Here is an 18985-nt window from a genome sequence, read left to right as displayed (position 1 = left end):
TAGCTAGCCCTCCTTAACGATCTGATCTATTGCTTTTGCCTGCTTTAAGATAGCTTCTAATTCATCTACTCTCACCATATTTGGGCCATCACAGAGTGCTTCTTCTGGCTGGTCATGCACTTCCATAAAGAGAGCATCAATCCCTGCGCCCATAGCTGCTCTTGTTAAATAAGGTACATACTCTCGCTCTCCGGCAGACTTATCACCAGAACCGCCAGGTAACTGGACACTATGAGTAGCATCAAAGACGACAGGATATCCCGTCTGTCTCATTCTTGGTAAAGAACGCATATCAACTACTAAATTATTATAACCAAAGCTAACACCACGTTCCGTCAATAAGATTCTTTCATTACCTGTGCTTTCTATCTTTTCTACTACATTATCAATATCCCATGGTGCTAAGAACTGACCTTTCTTCACATTAACTACCACTCCCGTCTCACCAACAGTAGTCACCAAATCGGTCTGTCGTGAAAGAAAGGCTGGAATCTGAATTACATCTAACACTTCAGCTGCTATTTTAGCTTGCTCAGCAGTATGAACATCAGATAAAACAGGTAGGTCTAACTCACTCTTTACCTTCTCTAAGACCTTCAATCCATCCTCTAATCCTGGACCACGATAAGATTCTATAGAAGAACGATTAGCCTTATCATAAGATGATTTAAAAACATACGGAATCTCTAATCGCTCTGCAATCTCCTTAACAGCTTCACCTACTCTAAGACATCTATCTTCACTCTCAATAGCACACGGCCCCGCTATCAAAACAAATCGATTCTGACCTCCAAATTTAACCTCTTCATTAAGCACAACCTCTTTAACCATTCTGTATCTCCTCCATCATCTCTCTTACTTTTACTAAATCTTCTTCAGTATCTACACCAATAGAACTATATTTAGTCTCAACTACTTTAATCCGATATCCGTTCTCTAAAGCCCTTAATTGTTCTAAAGATTCCATCTGCTCTAATGTAGTACTCTCCATCTGAGCAAAGTCAAGTAAAAACTTTTTTTGGTAAGCATACAGTCCAATATGTTTATAAAAATCAATTCCTTCCCTATCTTCACGCAAAAAAGGAATTGGTGCCCTTGAAAAATAGAGTGCATAATCATTCTGATCAGTAACTACTTTAACCAAATTTGAATTCTTTAATTCAGTTAAATCTTTTATCCTTTTTTTCAAGGTTCCCATAACTACTTCTTCACTATTCAACAATGGTCTAACAGCCTCTTCAATCATCTCAGGGGCAATTAACGGCTCATCTCCTTGGACATTAACTATTACATCTGCTTCAATATCCCTTGCCGCCTCTGCTAATCTATCTGTCCCTGTTTGATGATTCTTTGAAGTCATTACTACTTCTCCTCCAAAATCAAGAACTGCTTCTTTAATCCTTTCATCATCAGTAGCTACAACCACTTCATCCAACACCGCTGCTTTAGATGTCCTTTCATAAACATGTTGGACCATAGGCTTACCACGAATATCCACCAGTGGTTTACCTGGCAAACGGGTTGAAGCATATCGCGCCGGAATAATCCCTACTACTCTCTTGCTTTCCATCCTTCTCCCTCCATCTTCGATAATAACTTTTCAAATCTAACTTCCTCAGTTAATACATCAACAGTAATTCCTAATACTTTAAAATCTATAGCTTGTCCCTTAATCTTATCAACCAACTCCGGTGACATGCTAACAGCATCCTTCTCCGTAGTCACAATTAATTCCACATTCTGTTCTACAGCCTTAGAAAAGATATCAATAACCTCTTCATCTTGATACTTATGATGGTCTTGAAACCTGAATTGATCGACTAAATCAGCACCTAAATCCCTTAAAGTCTGTTCAAAAGATTGTGGATTACCGATGCCAGAAACAGCCATTACTCGTTTACCAGTTAAATCCAACTCTGAATCTAAATCTACATTTTCACCTAAAGTCCTTAAATAAGTAGGGCTATGAGCAGTCTCAAAGATAAGAGCCATCGGATTGTGATCGTTAAGTTTAGCACAAATATCATTAATTTTTCCTCTAGAAACTTGATCTACTTTGGTTAAAAAGAAGATATCTGCTCTTTCCAAGCTAGATAATGGCTCTCGTAAGGTACCACGTGGTATTAGACGTCCATTAGCAAAAGGATTAGTAGCATCAACCACTACCACATCTACATCCCTAGCCAACGGCCAATGCTGAAAACCATCGTCTAATAGAAGAATATCTGTATCAAATTTTTCATAAGCATAGCGCCCAGTAATTACTCGGTCACTACCAATAATCACAGGCACTTCTGGTAAACTCTGTGCCATCATAAAAGCCTCATCACCAGCTTCCTCTGGTGTCATAAATATCTTTTCACCATCAGAAACTAAACCAATCTCATCTTCAAAATCTGCTTTATAGCCCCGATTTAAGATCGCCACTCTTAACCCTCGTTCTTTAAATTTTCGTGCTAAAAGCTGAGTAACGGGAGTCTTACCGGTTCCACCCACCGTAATATTACCGACACTAATTACAGTACACGGCAACTCCTCACTCCGCTTAATTCCCCAATCATAAAATTTACTTCTAATCTTAATCCCTAAATAGTATATATTTGCTAATAGAGTACAGATGAGTAGAACAACCTTAGCTACAAACCCCTGTTTATGACCCCGAATCACTTTTAATAGATACTTCTCTAATTTTTGATTCATAATTAACCCATCCTATTAGTTTTGGTTTAGTAATTCTTCTGCTTCATTGTCAGCAGCAATTAATGCCTTATTAACCTCTTCCCTCTTTCTTTCGATCCCTTCCTGGTCAATATCACTATCTACAGCAATACCATCGCCAAAAACTAATCTTCCTTTAGTAAAAGGGTATGGTAGATTAAATCTATCCCAACTACCGATCACCTTCTTCTTAGCAAAAGCAACACCAACGGGAATGATCAAACTATCACTCTTTTTAGCTAAATAAACGGTCCCCGCTTTCGCCTCATAACGAGGACCCTGCGGCCCATCCGGAGTAATTGCCACCTGATTGCCACGCTTCAAAGCCTTAATCAGCTTTAATAAAGATCGAACACTTCCCCTCGAAGTAGACCCTCTAATCACCTGCCAACCTAGCTTCTTTAATACCCTACTTATATACTCACCGTCATTACTCTCACTAGCCAAGCCATAATATCCGCGCTGCCGAAAATAATAGATCGGCAGCAACATCTTGCCATGCCAGAAGACAAAGATTAGACTCTTGCCCTCCGACTCTAACTGCTTAACCTTATCCTCACCAACTACTTTTAATCGTAAGGTTGCATTAGTTATTAAGACTAACGCTAATGAAAATAAATATATAAAAAACGTCTTAAGTCGTTTTTTCATCGATATCATCCTTTAATATTTCCCTACTATATTAGTCATTAATTGCTAGTAATAATTAATTAATATTAAGCCTTTAAAATGGAGCAGCCTGGAGTAAGATTAAGCATGATTAAGGCTGTTTTTGTCTGACCGTTAGGGAGTTTAAACAGCCCATGCTTAATCTTGCGTAAGGCGTTGCGGAATTTGCAGCTGATATTAATTAATTATGGTAGCTCTAAATTCTACTCTGTAAATTGAACCTCATATAAATGACTATAAAGCCCACCGTTCTCTAATAGTTCATCATGAGTTCCTATCTCAACTATTTCACCTTCATCTAATACAACTATCTTATCTGCATTTAAAACTGTTGATAGTCTATGCGCAATTACAAAAGTAGTTCTTTCTTCCATTAATCTCTCTAAAGCCTCTTGTACTAATGCTTCTGATTCTGTATCTAAAGCAGAGGTAGCTTCATCTAAGATTAATATCTTAGGGTCTTTCAAAATAGCCCGAGCTATAGCGATTCTCTGTCGCTGCCCTCCAGATAGACTGGCTCCTCGCTCACCGATTTCAGTTTCATATCCCGCCGGAAATTCAGTAATAAATTCATGAGCATTAGCTGCTTTAGCCGCTGCAATAACCTTCTCTTCACTTCTATCTATAGAACCATAAGCAATATTCTCTTTAATATTTCCCCCAAACAAGATAGTCTCTTGAGGTACTATTCCCATCTTATCTCTTAAAGAAGCAATCGTCAAATCCTTTATATTGTAATTGTCCAATAATATGTCACCACTTTGTGGTTCATAAAATCTAGGAATCAAGTCGACTAATGTAGACTTGCCAGCACCACTTGGTCCAACTAAGGCAACTATATCACCTGGATTAGCTACTAGATTAATTCCTTTTAATACTACCTCTTCTTCATTATAACTGAAATAGACATCTTTAAACTCGACCTTCCCTTTAGCATCTTCAAGCTCAATTGCATCTTCTTTCTCTTTAATTTCGATATCTATGTCCATAATCTCAAAGATTCTATCCGCTGCTGCTAAAGCCTGTTGAATAGTACTAGTTAATTTACTTAAAGATTTAATAGGATCAGAAATAGTAATCAAGAGAGTAAAAAACGCTAGTAGCTCTCCGGGAGTCATATTCCCTTTTATTACTTCATAACCACCATACCATAAGACAAAAGTAAAAGCGAATGAAGCTAATATCTCAACAATCGGCGTCAAACTAGCACTTAATTGAGTATTCTTCATTGTAGCTCGAAAGTTCTCATGGTTCTCTTGACTAAACTTTTCGTATTCATAATCTTCCTGTCCAAATGCTTTAACAATTCTTACTCCTGTAATCGTTTCCTGGAGAACATCAGTAATATCAGCTATCTTAGCCTGTACCCTACGGCTTACTTCACGAATCCTTTTATTAAATTTAATAAAGACATAAGTTACCGCCGGAAAGATTAAGACTACAGCTAAAGCTAACTTCCAACTCAGATAAAATAGATAACCAAGCCCTCCAATTAAAGTAAATGATTTATAAAATAGACTAATCGCACCGGAGACTATAGCACTCTGTAGTTTGCCTACATCATTAGTCACCCGTGACATAATCTGCCCTGTCTTCATTTCATCATAGAAACTTAGTGATAGCTTCTGTAAATGATCATATAATTCATTTCTGATATCTCTAATCGCCTTCTGCGCTACATAAGATGTCAAATACTTCTGTCCATAATAGGCAACTCCTTTAAAGAAGAAGACACCAATAATTCCTACAGCTACCCAACTAAGTTTGACTAAACCTTCACCAGTATTAGAAATATTATTAATCATGGTATCAATTAAATCCTTAAATACTTTAATAAATAAAATAGTTAAGAATGAATGCAAAATCATAGAAAAGATCGCTGCTGCCAATCGCTTCCGATAAGGTTTCACATAACTTAATACTCTCTTCATTAATTCCAATCTTAAGTCACTCCTCCTACTTCTAAAACCATCTGTGCCACTTTCTTAGTTGCACCGCTAGTTCCTAATTTAGTTACTACTGATTCTAAATCTTCCTTAATTTGATTATAATATTCTGGTGAATTTAAGATTTCTGAACTAACTGCAGCTATCCTCTCCGCATCAACTTCATCTTGTAATAGTTCAGGAACTATCTCCTTATCCATAATTATATTCGGTAAGCCAACGTAGGGAAGTTTAACTAATAATCTTCCTAACCACCAGGTTAATAACGATGTTTTATAAATAATTACCATTGGCGTACCTAAACAGGCCGCCTCTAAAGTTGCCGTGCCAGAAGCAACAATAATTAATGTGGATAAATCCATTACTTCATAAGAATTTCCAGTAACAACTTTAATATCTACTGAATAATTACCCATTATCTCCGCAATTAATCCCTTAGAAATAGTCTCTGCTACTGGTAAGATAAATTGTCGCTTAGGCTCTTTGGCTTTTAACTTTTCTACCGCTGCTAACATTGGTGGTAACAGACTCTTAATCTCTTGCTCTCTACTTCCCGGCAAAAGACCAATAATCTCTCTATCTATATCAATCCCAAATTCTTCTGCTGCCTCTTTTCGGTCTAATTCAGTTTCAACTATATCTAATAAAGGGTGACCTACAAAATTTACATCCGCTCCTGCTTCACGATAAACTTCCTCTTCCATAGGAAAGACAGAAGCAATCCTCGCCTGACGTTTGGCCATCTTCTTAGCTCGCCATTTACCCCAAACCCAAGCTGAAGGAGCAAAGTAATTAACTGTCGGCACCCCTTTCTTCTTAGTCAATTTTGCAACTTTTAAATTAAACCCCGAATAGTCTACCAATAAAGCCACATCTGGATCTTCACGATCAATCGCTTGCTCTAGTTTATCTAAAACCTGATACATCAAACGTAGATGTTTAAAGGCTTCTATAAAGCCAATTGTACTCAATTCCGTAGGATCGAATATTATATCTACTCCTACCTCAGCCATCTGTTGTCCACCGATTCCTATAAACTCTAAATTAGAATCTAACTTCTTCATCTCTTCAATAACATGAGCAGCATGCATATCTCCAGATGCTTCACCGGCTACTACTAATACCTTAGCCATCCTTTCACCTCATTCTATCAACCAATCTACATTGCTACAATCGAAATCCCAGCTTCATTAGCCAAGCGAAAGACTTCTTTTCGATTTACTACAAATGTCTTTCCTGCTTCAATAACAAGCCCTTTGGCTCTTACTTCAATTAAATTCTTAATCGTTTGTACACCGACAGTCGGTATATCAAACCTAAAATCTTGTTCAGGCTTACTAACTTTAGCCATTACTACTCCACCATCAGTCAATCGACCGCTACGGAGAATAGTCTCATCAGTCCCTTCAATAGCCTCAACCGCTATTACAGCTCCTTCTTTAACAATTACGGTCTGCCCAATATCTAGGCCACCGATACCTTTAGCCATCTTAAAACCAAATCTCATATCAGCCAACTCTTCTTCCGTTGGTTCAACTTGATTTAAAGCTCCAGTCTGCGATAATAGTTCTTCAATATAGGTCGTCTGTTCTTTAACCTCAATACCTTCTTGTTCCAATTCTTCAACTAATGCTAGCAAGATTGCATCATCATTCTTCTCTTCAAGACTATTTAATAAAGCTAGCATTCGCTTATCAAAATCTATATTAAAGAGTAAATCTTTATTCACTTTACCTACCATAACTAGCTCTTGTACTTCACTTGCCTGTAAGCGCTTAATAATACGGTCTAATTCACCAACACTAATCTCATAATTTTCATCAACAATCGATTCTAATCTATCGCTCGGAGCCTGTGCAGTAATATTAATAGCTACTACTTCTACTCCTTTATTCTTTGCAGCTTCAGCAAAATATATTGGTAAATCCCCGTTACCAGCAATTAATCCAACTCTTTTCATAGTCATCCTCCCAAATCTACATTACTTTATCTACAGATTCCTCGTTGTGCATTTCGTAAGAACCGTAAGAAATGTTCAATTTCAGGACTACTATCTAACTCTTGCTCCATCTTCTCGATAGCCTGTGAAACATTATTATTAGAACGGTATAGATACTTATATGCTCTCTTAATCTCTTTTCTTAATTCAGGTGTCACACCATTTCTTCTTAAACCGACTACGTTAATTCCATTTACTGATGCTGGACGGCCATCAACTAAGATATATGGAGGTACATCTTTTACTACTTTAGAATTTGCACCTACCATCGCCATCTTCCCAATTCTCACAAACTGATGCACTCCTGTTAAACCTGTAATAACCGCTGAATCTTCAACTAATACATGGCCCGCTAGGTTAGCGGCATTAGACATAACTATATTATCACCTAATTGACAGTCATGAGCAATATGACAGTAAGCCATGATTAAGTTATTATTACCGACTCTAGTCTCTCCACCGCCATTTTCAGTCCCACGATGGATAGTTGCATATTCGCGAATAGTATTGTTATCTCCAATAGTTAAATAACTTTCTTCTCCATCAAATTTCAAATCTTGAGGTTCTAAGCCAACAGAAGCTCCTGTGAAGAATTTATTGTTCTTACCAATTTTCGTCCAACCATCTATTACTACATGAGGCCCTATTGTCGTTCCTTCACCGATCTCCACATTTTCACCAATTACTGCATACGGCCCAATTTCAACATCTTTTTCTATCTTTGCTCCAGAAGAAATCACTGCCGTATCATGAATATTCGCCATATGCACAACATTATTCTTCTGATTTTTCTTTTTCATTATTCTTCCTCCTCTATATTAAGTCAATATTCTAATTAGATCATAATCATTTATCTTGAACTGCAAACATTAATTTAGCTTCAGCAACAACCTCACCATCAACTAATGCTTTAGTCGCTATCTTACCAATCTTACCTCGCAACTTCAAAACTTCTGCTTCAATAATTAACTGATCTCCTGGGACTACTGGCTTCCTAAAACGAGCTTTATCTATCCCAGCAAAATAAGGCACCTTATCTTTTACTTCATCACTATCCATCATAACAAAGCCACCTACTTGTGCCATAGCCTCTACAATCAAAACTCCCGGCATTACTGGATGCTCCGGATAATGTCCATTAAAGAACTCTTCATTAACAGTCACATTCTTTAAGCCTACAACCTTCTCCTTCGGTTTAAACTCCAAAATTCTATCTACTAAAAGAAAAGGATACCGATGTGGTAAAACCTCTTTAATCTGCTTAATGTCTAACATAATTCATCCTCCTTGCTTTTTAATTATTCTTACCACCTATTAAATGTTCTTGAATCTTGACAGCCAATTTTCTATTAAGAGCATGTCCAGAACGAACAGCAATAATATGTCCCTTAAATGGGACAATCAAGGCTAAATCACCAATTATATCAAGGATCTTATGCCTAACTATCTCATCTACAAAACGCAACTCATTAACTACCTCTTCTTCGCCGATCAAGACTGCATTCTCTAAGCTTCCTCCCAATGCTAAGCCTTGTTGCTGTAAAGCCTCTATTTCTGCTTCAAAGCCAAATGTTCGACTAGGAGCTATCTCATGAGCAAAAACTTCCTTATCTATAATAAATTCTTTAAATTGATTTCCAATCGCTACATGATCACTAACAAAAGTATAACTTACTTTAAAATTCGAAAATGGCAGAGCGATTAAATAAGCATCTCCTTCTCTTGCCCAAATTGCTTCTCGCACCTCATAAACTTTCCTTTTAACATCTAACTTTTTAATCCCAGCTTTCTGTAAAAGATTTAAAAAGACCTTAGCACTACCATCAGTAACCGGAACCTCATTAGCATCAATCTCAATTAGGAGGTTATCAACCCCTATACCATTCAAGGCAGCTAACAGATGTTCTGTAGTATTTATCTCACAATTTTCATTTCCTATAGTAGTAGAACGCTTAGTAGCTATTACATTCTCTACTTTTGCTTCTACTTCTGGCCCTGACGGTAAATCAACTCTTCTAAAGATTATCCCACTATTAGCTGGAAGCGGCTTGCAAGTAATATTTACTTCCTCTCCAGTGTGTAAGCCTATACCTTTATACGAAATCTCTTGTTTTAATGTATGTTGCCATTCAGAATTCAAACGCATTGTTTCCCCCTTCCCACTCCATAACTTTTATCTATTTCCATAAAAACTTTAGATTTCCTGCAACTATTCTACTAATTTTATTCATATTCGAATAAATCTTTATATTTTTTGCCAATCTCTGAGTTTGGAGTTTCAAAAATCTGTTTAGGGCTTCCTGCTTCAACTATCTTACCATCATCCATTAATAAGATTCTATCTGCTACTTTATATGCAAAAGCTATTTCATGAGTTACGATTAAGAGAGTACGAGTTCGATTAGCTGTTACCTTTTCTAAAACATCAAGTACTTCTTTCACTAAAATTGGGTCTAAAGCAGCAGTAGGCTCATCCAATAACATTAGATCAGGTTGCAAAGCTAAACTCCTTGCAATCCCTACCCGCTGCTTTTGGCCTCCGCTTAAGTCTTTAGGTATGCTTTCGGCAAAATCCATTAGTTTTACTTGTCTTAGACTCTCCTCAACTCGCAATCTTTTTTCTTCTAATGATAAGTCTTGCTTTAACAACGCTAACATAATATTGTCAAAAACATTTAATCTATTGATTAAATTAAAGTTTTGGAAGACAAAGCCAATCTCCTGCCTAACTTTTAATAACTCCTCTTTTTCTAACTTTAGAAGGTCTTGCTCTTTATAAATAATCTGACCTTTATCCGGTTCCGTCAAACGATTTATACAGCGAATAGTTGTGGACTTACCACAACCACTTGGCCCCATAATAACTACTGTTTCTCCTCTTTGAGCAGTAAAGTTAACTCCCTTTAAAACCTGCAACTTTTCATATGATTTGTATAAATTACGCACTTCTAACATTAGCATATCACATCATTCCTAAATATCAAGTGTAAACAATCACCTAAATATCATTTCTTTTCTATTCAGCAAGGTCAAAAAACCAGGTCTTCCATTAGGAATAACAATTTCATGCATAATTTCTGTATAATTTAGACCAAGAGCTTCTCCCGCTAAGATTTCAGACTCATCTATCGGATTGATAGCTACAGCCTTATTAGCAGATAGAACTCCCAATAGCCCACCAATAATAAAGATATACTCTAAACTCAAATACGGAAATTTAGCTTGAGAAAGATAGAATATAGCACTCAAAAGCAATCCACCTAGTAAAAAACCGTATAGATAACTAGAATTTAAAAATCTACTTAATCTATTATCAGACTCTTGATTCATACGCTGCATAGTAATCATCACTAATGATTGGTCGATTAATAGAACTAAAGCAGTAAAGATTAAAGCGATTAAAGCTGTTAAAGTTACCCTTACCTCTCCTAAGATTTTAAAGAGTTCACCACGAATATTGGGCTTAATAATCCCTGCTTCAGTGAACAATTGATCTATTTTTTGATCATTAAAGTAATTATTGACTTCCTTTTGCAATTTTTGTTTATTCACATCATCATTAACTAAGAAATAAATAGCTTCTCCTGGTAGTACTTGACCAGCTAAATACTTATCTAATAACTTTATAGTTCCTGTAATCTCTTCATCTTTAAGGTTAGGTAGTGCCTGTTGCATTCTACCTAATTGTTTACTAACCAAAGTTAAGTTCAATCCTTCCAACTTCGTCAAATTGTCTTTAAGATTTGCTAATCTATCCTTTAATTTGGTACGTTCTACTTCATCTAAACCATTAATCGTCTTATTAATATCTCTTGTCACTACATTTAATAACTCCTCAACCTTTTCTGGTTGTATACTCTTAGACTGACTCACTTGTAGTACCTTCTTGAGTTTCTCTAAATTATTATTCCAATAACGAAACTTATTTAACAATGGATTATAACGATTAATCTTACTAATTATAGAATCCATATTCCCAGTAATCTGTTGACGCATAGTATGAATAGAGTCTTTTAACTTCGTTAATCGTTTATCTTCCACACCTGCTAAAGTCAAAAATACCATTTGTCGCTCTAAATCCCTTTCAAAATCTTTAAAATTAGAACTCATTCCTAGTAATTCCTGCTGTAAGAACTCTAATTTACTCAAGGTCTCTTCTAAACGAGTAGTAATATCTGTAATCCGTGTTACAATCTCCAATAATTCCTTTAAGTCCTCCTGGTTGCTAAGAACAAAATTATTTAACTTCCCTTGTTCTTCAGTAAGTTTTTGCTGTAAGCCCTGAATCTTGCCTAAGCCCTTTTCATAATTAGTTAACCATTGTAATAGACGTTGATTAACTTCTTCAGTATTAGTTAAAATAGAGTTTAATTGCGGAAGCACTTTTTCCGTCTCATTAGCTGCTTTCTTTAATAGATAGCGAGGTCGCTTAACCTCCGACTTTCCTATTTTTTTAATTACTCTACCAGAACTACCTATTAAATATACATCTTGATTAAGAATTTGGGCTCCATCACCTCTACTTATAATCGCCTTCAATACTCCTTCTTCTTTTTGTAAAGAGGACAATAAAATAGTTTTAGAGCTAATCTTTTGACCGATAGATAACGGAACGTCTCCGCCTGCCATAGCCAAAGACAGACTCTTATTCATTTTTAAATCATCTGGAATTTTAACACGAACTATTGTAGCGTACTCTAACAAGAACTTCTTCATCTGATTCATAGTCTTTATTAAGTCATCTAAGTTCTCACGTTGACCTGCATTTAAACTCTGTAAGTTTTGACCAGAGAACTCTTTTTCTAATTGCTGACGTAAACCAGCATTTAAATCAGTAAGTTCTCGTGCTTCTTTTTCTATAGGAAATCTTATCTGCAAAACTTTGTGTTTATCTAAAATATCCTCAATCTTCCGCTCTACCCTCTTCGGATTAGCATTAGGTTTAAGGATAACATCTAGCCCTGACCCAGCAGTCAAAACAAAGTTAACTTCTTCTAATGCAGAAACTTTCTCGCCTAAAATCTCATTTGTATTACCAAGCATTCCTCGCAGTGAAAGCTTAGGTTCAGTAATTAAAGATACATTCTCTAAACCAACCACCTGCTCAAACTCTTTTTCAAACTGTGAGAAAACCGCACGGTTTCTAAAATTATCATCTAACTTCAAAAAGTAATTAGCTTTCCCCGCTACAGTTACACCCTCTTTTAGCTTTGAACCAGGAAATCTATTACTTATAATCTGTTTAACTTCCTTATATGCTGAATCTCTCAGTTCCTGATTAATTGTCAATAAGAAATCATACTCTCCATAGCCCCCAAGCAGACCATCAACAGTATCTCCAAAATAACTATCTGCTAAATAGCCGATAGCTGTGGCCAAGCCACTACCGATTAGAATTACAAGAATTAACCAAACCAGAAGGTCTTTCCGAAATCTGTTTCTCAGAATCTGCATTACTTTCCCTCCTATCCTTGTCAATTATAACATTTACATCAATGTTGGTAAATAGTATAGAGAAGGTAATTAATGGATTTAATAGGTAGATAAAGTTAACAAGCTGCTGAAATAAATTTATGATTAGAACACAAAAAGGTCATATTGAGTAAATTATACATTTTTCGGTCAACATCTTGGTGAGTAGTAGCCGAAAATATGGCCGAGCCACAGGATGTGGTGAGCTAATCTCAGGACAGGACGTCCTATAGATTAGGAAGCCTTATTTTTGGCGGATACGAACCTTAGATGTTTCGAAAAATGTATTCTGCCGCGAAAGGTGACCTTTTTGTGGTTATACCATTTATTAATATGCAAAAAGCCATTCTAAGTATCACTTAGAATGGCTTTAAATCAATTTATTTAAAATTTGCTATTAAAACTAAGACCAGCGGATAGTTCAGAAAGGTCCTCTAGTGCTATATTAAAGTTAATTTTTGAGTTAAATTTAAATCTTGCTCCTATATTAAAATCTTGAGCAGCATACTCTGCCATTAATGTAGTTATCGGCACTTGAAATTGACTCTGACTACTAGTAGAAATAGTTACTGGATTCAATGTCTTACTAAAACCAGCAAATACTCCATCCAAGTCACCATTTCCAACTCCCACGTGACCACGAATTCCATTATAATTTAAATTTTGGCTCGCTACTACATATAAATCTTCACCCATTAAACCTAATGCTACTGCTGGCTGATTTGAAGTTTCATTCATAAAACGTAATTTAGCATTTAAATTCAAATCACTTTCATCAATCTGACCTGCTTCATACCAATAACCTGTCAATCCCAATTCAATTGCATCTTCTACTCCATAGTTAAATAATACCTTATCTCCATTATCAACTCGCTGATAACCAACTGTAGCTTTATTAGTTGATAATATATCAGTAGTAGGAATACGAATCAAACCACTATAACCGCCCATCGATGCAGTTGCAGCTAGAGCATTTCCAGCTAAAACGACCACTAAACACCCAATCAATAACATAGAGAATCCAACTCTTTTATCTATCTTCATCAATTCCTTCCTCCCTTAATTGTGCTTTTAATTCTTTTACTTCCTTCCTTAAACTTCTTAATTCTTTTACCATATCTGGTAACTTTCTTCTTGCAGCTTTAATCCTCATTTCTGATTTATGTTCGCGTGCCGGATATCCAGAATAGAAAGAATTAGGAGGCACATCATTCGTAATAATACTATTAGCAGCTAAAGTAGTATTCTTGCCTACCTCTAAATGGCCTACTACTCCTGATTGCCCAGCTAACCTAACCCAATCTCCTATCTTAGCGCTACCTGCAATCCCTACTTGTGCAATTAATAAACAGTTTTCGCCTACTCGAACATTATGGGCGATATGTACTAGGTTATCAATTTTAGTACCTTTGCCCACTATAGTTGCCCCGGTAGCTCCTCGGTCTATAGTAACATTAGCTCCTATTTCCACTTCATCTTCAATAATTACATTACCAAGTTGTGGAATTTTACAATGCCCGGTGGCATCACTTTCAAACCCGTATCCATCACTTCCTAATATAGCTCCTGCCTGAATAATAACGTTATTTCCAATCGTTGTATCATAATTAATTACTACATTAGGATGAATTAAAGTTTCAGCTCCAAGAACTACTTCTTCTCCAATATAGACCCCAGCAGCTATTCGAACGTCATCAGCTATCTGACTACCAGACCCGATAGTAACATTAGGTCCAATTGAAACTCTTTCACCCAATTGAACATCATCAGCTATTACAGCAGTTGGATGAACTTCATTAGTCTCATATAATTGAGGTGCAAACTCTTGTGCAATCTTAGCAAATGCTAAACGAGGGTTATCTACTATTAATAATGTCTTTTTAGATTCAATATCTTCTGAGATATCCTTTGAAACTATAACCGTTTCTGCTAAACTAGCTTCAGCTTTAGCTAAATAATCATCATTTTGAGCAAAGGTTATCTCTCCATCTTGCACATCGCTAACTCCTCCCACACCAGATATTTCCAAGTCTGCATCCCCTACTATTTGACCATCTACTAATTGAGCTAACTCCTTTAATTGTAAAACCAACTTCTTCCCTCCCTACAGAAACAACTAAATTTTAGTAAGCTTTTTAAGTATGCCATACCTAAAAAGCTTACTAAAGATATCATACCTCAAAATAATCCCAACTATAATAATTATTACTGAAATACGTAGTCTATTGTAATTCTTTAATAACTTTATCAGTAATATCTATACCTCCGTACTTCGTATCAGACTTGCGTAAAACTATATCTACCTTCTGCTTCTTAACTACTTTTTCAATCGCTCCGTTAATAGTATCTTTAAGCTGTGACTCCATCTTCTTCTTTATCTTTTGACTCTTTTCATACGCCTCTTGGCGTTTTTGTTCTAAAACCTGTACATCCTCTATCTTCTTTAACTTAGCCGCATATTCTTCCTGTAATGCATTCAATTCTTTATCCAGATTCTTTTGATAAACCTGAACCTGTTTACTATTCTCAACTACCTTCTTCATATCAACAACAGCTATTTTTAGCTCTTGGGAAGCACAACCAGCAACCAGAACTAAAATTACTATACTTAATAAAAGTAATTTTAGTAGTCTATTACCTCTCATCTAACAACCTCCCTCTATTCTTCTATCGAATTTTTCAAACCAGTGATTACTTCACTTGTAATATCAATTGCTGATAAATTACTATAATAGTTAACTAAAACTGTTTCTAACCCTCTGTCTTTTGCTATCTTAGCTATCTGTTCTTTAATATCCTGCATGATCTTTCTTTGTAGTTTACTACGTTCATTCTTTAATTCATTTAAATTATCTAATAACTCTTTATTTCGTTGCTCAAGGTTGGTACTTAATTCCTTACTAGTCTCCATAACCGTCTCTTTAAATTTATTCTTTAAATTAGTTCGTTTTTCCTTAGTTTCTGCTTCTAAAAGATTCTTCTGTTTAGCAATATAATCTTGTAATTCTTGGTTAACCGCCTCTTTCTTCTTCGTAACCTTCTTTTGCATAGTTTTAGTTAATTCTTGTTGATAATTCTTAAATTCTTTATCAGCTTGCTTTTGCTGTTTGAGGACAAAGTCCCTATACTCACTCTCTAATTCAGCTTGTTTTGTCTTTAGCTTCTCTGCCCGCTCTTTCTTTAATTTATTTAATTTCTCCTGATACTCCTGCTTCTCTTTAGGAGATAATTGCAACATCTGTAATTTTAATCTTATATTTAAAAGCTTAAGATAGTATTCATCCTTTAGTTTCTTACTATATTTTTTCAAATTCTCTTGCTGTTCTAACTTCTTCTGAGTTACTTTAGCCTCTAAATCCTTCTGGATCTCCCTTTTTTTCTTTTCAATTTTATTTTGTAGTTCTTGTTTAATATTATCTTGATATGCTGATAGAGAGCTCTTTGCTTCTTCAACTCTCTTATCTATTCGTGCTTGATACTTCTTCTTGATCATTTTTAAACGTCTTTCTAATTGGTAATTCATACTTTCAGTATTATCTTTTTGACTATTCTTAGTTAATTTTGCAAGTTCACTCTGTTCTTTTAAATTTACCTTAATCTCTTTAATTCGTTCGTTCAAATTCATCAGTGATGCAATTTCAGGATGTGCAGCTCTAATTTCTTCTAAATCTACTGCCCCTATTCGATTGCTGTCATTAGACTTATCTTCTAATTGTTGCTTAGGCTCTTTTGTCTCATTATTAATAACCTTAGTCTTATTATTTTGGTCAGGTTTATTAACAGCTAAACTATCACTACTACAACCTACCAACTGAACCAATAAGATTAGCAAAAAGAACATAAAGAATAATCTACTTAAAGACTTTTTTAGCACTCTAAGTCCACCTACTTCCTAATGCATATTCTGCTAAATTAATTCTTCGTCTTGTCTCCTGTTTCTGCTTTAACTTTAGCTAAAACCTTAGGAGTTAAGTCATATCCACCATAGATAACGACACCTTTTTCTACCACAATATCTACACCTTGCTCAGCAGCTACCTCTTTAATAGTAGCATCAATCTTTTGCATGACAGGTTTAATTAACTTTTGCTGCCGCTCATTAACTTCTCTATTTAGTCTTTGCTTATATTGATTAATTAATTGTTGTCTTTTTTCTCCTGATACATCTTTAAGCTTAGCTTCTAACTCTGTCTTTAAATTCTGTTGTAAAGTTTGTACTACTTGATTAAATCTTGATTCAGCCTTAAGTTTTTCTGGATGATTATTAAATATCTTCTGCAAATTTACATACGCAATCTTATGCTGCTCATTAGATTCTGCTTGCACCTGTGGTGATAATAGAACGAATGCACCTACTCCCATCATTAAAACTAGTGATAGAACCAATACTCCTTTTAAACTTTTCATTTTTAACATTATTTTAGCCCCTTCCCGTGCTAATATTTAGAATGACTGTCCTAAACTAAAGTGTAATCTAGAATCATTCTTTTGGAAACCATAATCTAACCTTAATTGTCCAATCGGTGTCTTAAATCTGACACCTAAACCTGCTGATTTCTTTAAATTATCCATTTCAAAAGTTTGACCTTCGCTTTCTTTCCAAGCCTCACCAACATCAGTAAATAAAACGCCAGTAAAATTATCAGCTATTGGAATTCTATACTCTATATTTGCTAATGCCATCGAATCACCACTAAACTTATCCTCTTTAAAACCTCTTAAAGATTGAGCACCACCTATTCGATAAAGTTCATGATTTGGAAGTTCTCCCTCACTTAATCCTGTCTTAAATCGAAAAGCCCAGCTATTATCTTCAAACCAAAAATCCGGCGTATAATCTCTTAAATCTAGCTGATACTTAGTAAAGTCATAATCACCGCCTAATGATTGCCCAGCATATTTAACAGAAAAACGGTCCTTACGCCCATCAGTTGGGTTAAAGATATTATCTCTTGTATCTCTTACTGCAGAGAAAGTCAAGCTTCGTGTACTACCTTCCCGTTCTTCCACAGGAATTTCAGCAGTTGTTTCGCTATTCAAAGCTTCTTTAGTTGTATTTTCATATTCATACTTTAGATATCCATCTATATCAAATCCTAATGGATGCCCTACGGTAATACTACCTCCTTTTTCTTGTTCCTCATAATCAATTTCAGAGACATTATTATTCTCATCAGTAAAAGTTCCTGTCTTCTCATCCGTACGATCATAAATACTAAAGCCAAATGAAGTCTCTGTACCAAAGACCCATGGTTCAAAAAAACTTAACTCATAAGTGTCTTTTTCGCCAAACTCCCAACGAAAACTAAGTCTTTGTGCTCTTCCCATTAGGTTCTTCTCTTGTACTTCAAAATAACCAAGCCAACCATCAGCACTACTATAACCAGCACCTATACCGAAGTTACCAGTCTTTCCTTCTTCTACTTCGATAGTTAAGACTACATCATTCTTATTTGATGATTTCTTCTCTAACTTAGGTTTAATATCTTTAAAGAACCCTAAATTATAAACTGCCCTTAAATCCTCTTGCATCTGTTTAACATTAAAGACATCACCTACTTGTAAAGATAACTTACGTTTGATAACAAAATCCTTAGTCTTCTTATTTCCTTTAATCTTAATGCCAGCTAAGGTACCTTCATCGATACTAACCACTAAAGTCCCATCATTCTTAACTAAAATATCTTTTACATAGGCTAAGATATAACCTTTATCCTGATAATATGACTCTACTTCTCGTAATTTTTTATTTAGCTGATTAGTATTTAACATTTCATCCGTCTTCAAATTTAGTATTTCCTCTAACTTTTTATCAGTTATAACCTTATTGCCTTTAAATTTAATCTTATTTAAGACAGGATTTTCTACTACCTCAAAGATTAACTTAACACCATTCTTGTAATTCTGAAAAGAAACTTGTACATCAAAGAAGTAGCCTAAATCGAATATTGCTTGTAAGTCATCTTGTAACTTTTTATTAGAAATTTCTTCTCCAACCTTTGTACTAACAACATCTAAAATCTCTTTAGCAGGAATTCTATTATTCCCTGCTACTTCAATAGCCGTAATAAGATTACCTTGTTCTACTGGTTTTTTAGTTGCTGCTAAAGTCAAACCGCTAGTACTTATTAAAATTATTAGACTAACTAATACTGATAGTACCTTTAATCTTCTACGCAAA

At 35.4% G+C, this 18985-nt stretch carries 18 protein-coding genes; all 18 read right to left on the bottom strand.

Annotated features, from left to right (window positions below):
* Window positions 1–3 precede the first annotated feature (3 nt).
* The 18 genes from kdsA to BM077_RS02145 all read right to left on the bottom strand — a co-directional run bounded on the left by kdsA (window position 4) and on the right by BM077_RS02145 (window position 18984).
* Window positions 4–831, bottom strand: a complete 828-nt coding sequence (gene kdsA, locus BM077_RS02230; protein ID WP_089747773.1) for a 3-deoxy-8-phosphooctulonate synthase — start codon at window positions 829–831, stop codon at window positions 4–6.
* Window positions 824–1570 (bottom strand): 3-deoxy-manno-octulosonate cytidylyltransferase, encoded by a 747-nt coding sequence (gene kdsB / locus BM077_RS02225; RefSeq protein ID WP_089747776.1) that lies wholly within the window; start codon window positions 1568–1570, stop codon window positions 824–826. The genes kdsA and kdsB overlap by 8 nt, the downstream gene beginning before the upstream one ends.
* Window positions 1552–2700 carry a tetraacyldisaccharide 4'-kinase gene (lpxK, locus tag BM077_RS02220; RefSeq protein WP_089747777.1) on the bottom strand — a complete coding sequence of 383 codons (1149 nt, stop codon included), beginning with the start codon at window positions 2698–2700 and terminating at the stop codon, window positions 1552–1554. The genes kdsB and lpxK overlap by 19 nt, the downstream gene beginning before the upstream one ends.
* 15 nt (window positions 2701–2715) lie before the next feature.
* Complete coding sequence (locus BM077_RS02215) at window positions 2716–3369, bottom strand: lysophospholipid acyltransferase family protein (protein ID WP_089747779.1); 654 nt, start codon at window positions 3367–3369, stop codon at window positions 2716–2718.
* 221 nt (window positions 3370–3590) lie between these two features.
* Entirely contained in the window at window positions 3591–5327 is a 1737-nt protein-coding gene (gene msbA / locus BM077_RS02210) for a lipid A export permease/ATP-binding protein MsbA (protein ID WP_176941593.1), read from the bottom strand.
* A 2-nt stretch (window positions 5328–5329) separates the two neighbouring features.
* Entirely contained in the window at window positions 5330–6466 is a 1137-nt protein-coding gene (lpxB, locus tag BM077_RS02205) for a lipid-A-disaccharide synthase (RefSeq protein WP_089747780.1), read from the bottom strand.
* A gap of 26 nt (window positions 6467–6492) precedes the next feature.
* On the bottom strand, window positions 6493–7293 hold the full coding sequence (locus BM077_RS02200; RefSeq protein ID WP_089747782.1) for an LpxI family protein: 801 nt from the start codon (window positions 7291–7293) through the stop codon (window positions 6493–6495).
* A 26-nt stretch (window positions 7294–7319) separates the two neighbouring features.
* Window positions 7320–8132, bottom strand: coding sequence for an acyl-ACP--UDP-N-acetylglucosamine O-acyltransferase (lpxA, locus tag BM077_RS02195; protein ID WP_089747784.1), 813 nt, complete (start codon window positions 8130–8132; stop codon window positions 7320–7322).
* Window positions 8133–8178: 46 nt separating this feature from the next.
* Window positions 8179–8607 carry a 3-hydroxyacyl-ACP dehydratase FabZ gene (gene fabZ / locus BM077_RS02190; protein WP_089747787.1) on the bottom strand — a complete coding sequence of 143 codons (429 nt, stop codon included), beginning with the start codon at window positions 8605–8607 and terminating at the stop codon, window positions 8179–8181.
* Window positions 8608–8626: 19 nt separating this feature from the next.
* Entirely contained in the window at window positions 8627–9478 is an 852-nt protein-coding gene (gene lpxC / locus BM077_RS02185; RefSeq protein WP_089747789.1) for a UDP-3-O-acyl-N-acetylglucosamine deacetylase, read from the bottom strand.
* Between the two features lie 77 nt (window positions 9479–9555).
* Window positions 9556–10287: an amino acid ABC transporter ATP-binding protein gene (locus tag BM077_RS02180; RefSeq protein WP_089748014.1), complete on the bottom strand. Its 732-nt coding sequence runs from the start codon at window positions 10285–10287 to the stop codon at window positions 9556–9558.
* Between the two features lie 39 nt (window positions 10288–10326).
* Window positions 10327–12786 carry a hypothetical protein gene (locus tag BM077_RS02175; protein ID WP_089747790.1) on the bottom strand — a complete coding sequence of 820 codons (2460 nt, stop codon included), beginning with the start codon at window positions 12784–12786 and terminating at the stop codon, window positions 10327–10329.
* 402 nt (window positions 12787–13188) lie between these two features.
* Window positions 13189–13848 carry a YjbH domain-containing protein gene (locus BM077_RS02170; protein ID WP_089747793.1) on the bottom strand — a complete coding sequence of 220 codons (660 nt, stop codon included), beginning with the start codon at window positions 13846–13848 and terminating at the stop codon, window positions 13189–13191.
* Window positions 13835–14896: a UDP-3-O-(3-hydroxymyristoyl)glucosamine N-acyltransferase gene (lpxD, locus tag BM077_RS02165; RefSeq protein ID WP_089747795.1), complete on the bottom strand. Its 1062-nt coding sequence runs from the start codon at window positions 14894–14896 to the stop codon at window positions 13835–13837. The genes BM077_RS02170 and lpxD overlap by 14 nt, the downstream gene beginning before the upstream one ends.
* Before the next feature lie 130 nt (window positions 14897–15026).
* Window positions 15027–15449, bottom strand: a complete 423-nt coding sequence (locus tag BM077_RS02160; protein ID WP_089747796.1) for an OmpH/Skp family outer membrane protein — start codon at window positions 15447–15449, stop codon at window positions 15027–15029.
* A 14-nt stretch (window positions 15450–15463) separates the two neighbouring features.
* Window positions 15464–16678, bottom strand: coding sequence for a hypothetical protein (locus tag BM077_RS02155; RefSeq protein WP_089747797.1), 1215 nt, complete (start codon window positions 16676–16678; stop codon window positions 15464–15466).
* 38 nt (window positions 16679–16716) lie between these two features.
* The gene (locus BM077_RS02150) at window positions 16717–17220 is read right to left on the bottom strand and encodes an OmpH/Skp family outer membrane protein (protein ID WP_089747799.1); all 504 of its coding nucleotides are present in this window, start codon (window positions 17218–17220) and stop codon (window positions 16717–16719) included.
* A gap of 27 nt (window positions 17221–17247) precedes the next feature.
* Window positions 17248–18984 (bottom strand): BamA/OMP85 family outer membrane protein, encoded by a 1737-nt coding sequence (locus BM077_RS02145; RefSeq protein WP_089747800.1) that lies wholly within the window; start codon window positions 18982–18984, stop codon window positions 17248–17250.
* Window position 18985 lies beyond the last annotated feature (1 nt).

It is taken from the genome of Candidatus Frackibacter sp. WG13, from assembly GCF_900114655.1.
Classification (GTDB): Bacteria; Bacillota; Halanaerobiia; order Halobacteroidales; family Acetohalobiaceae; genus Frackibacter.
Note: the sequence above shows the minus strand (reverse complement) of the source record. Positions and strands in the feature narration are given on the sequence as shown.

Bases quoted from the DNA above. Each gene is read 5' to 3' on its own strand.
- kdsA (WP_089747773.1), bottom strand. From the start codon at position 831: ATGGTTAAAGAGGTTGTGCTTAATGAAGAGGTTAAATTTGGAGGTCAG.
- kdsB (WP_089747776.1), bottom strand. From the start codon at position 1,570: ATGGAAAGCAAGAGAGTAGTAGGGATTATTCCGGCGCGATATGCTTCA.
- lpxK (WP_089747777.1), bottom strand. From the start codon at position 2,700: ATGAATCAAAAATTAGAGAAGTATCTATTAAAAGTGATTCGGGGTCAT.
- BM077_RS02215 (WP_089747779.1), bottom strand. From the start codon at position 3,369: ATGAAAAAACGACTTAAGACGTTTTTTATATATTTATTTTCATTAGCG.
- lpxB (WP_089747780.1), bottom strand. From the start codon at position 6,466: ATGGCTAAGGTATTAGTAGTAGCCGGTGAAGCATCTGGAGATATGCAT.
- BM077_RS02200 (WP_089747782.1), bottom strand. From the start codon at position 7,293: ATGAAAAGAGTTGGATTAATTGCTGGTAACGGGGATTTACCAATATAT.
- lpxA (WP_089747784.1), bottom strand. From the start codon at position 8,132: ATGAAAAAGAAAAATCAGAAGAATAATGTTGTGCATATGGCGAATATT.
- fabZ (WP_089747787.1), bottom strand. From the start codon at position 8,607: ATGTTAGACATTAAGCAGATTAAAGAGGTTTTACCACATCGGTATCCT.
- lpxC (WP_089747789.1), bottom strand. From the start codon at position 9,478: ATGCGTTTGAATTCTGAATGGCAACATACATTAAAACAAGAGATTTCG.
- BM077_RS02180 (WP_089748014.1), bottom strand. From the start codon at position 10,287: ATGTTAGAAGTGCGTAATTTATACAAATCATATGAAAAGTTGCAGGTT.
- BM077_RS02175 (WP_089747790.1), bottom strand. From the start codon at position 12,786: ATGCAGATTCTGAGAAACAGATTTCGGAAAGACCTTCTGGTTTGGTTA.
- BM077_RS02170 (WP_089747793.1), bottom strand. From the start codon at position 13,848: ATGAAGATAGATAAAAGAGTTGGATTCTCTATGTTATTGATTGGGTGT.
- BM077_RS02160 (WP_089747796.1), bottom strand. From the start codon at position 15,449: ATGAGAGGTAATAGACTACTAAAATTACTTTTATTAAGTATAGTAATT.
- BM077_RS02150 (WP_089747799.1), bottom strand. From the start codon at position 17,220: ATGTTAAAAATGAAAAGTTTAAAAGGAGTATTGGTTCTATCACTAGTT.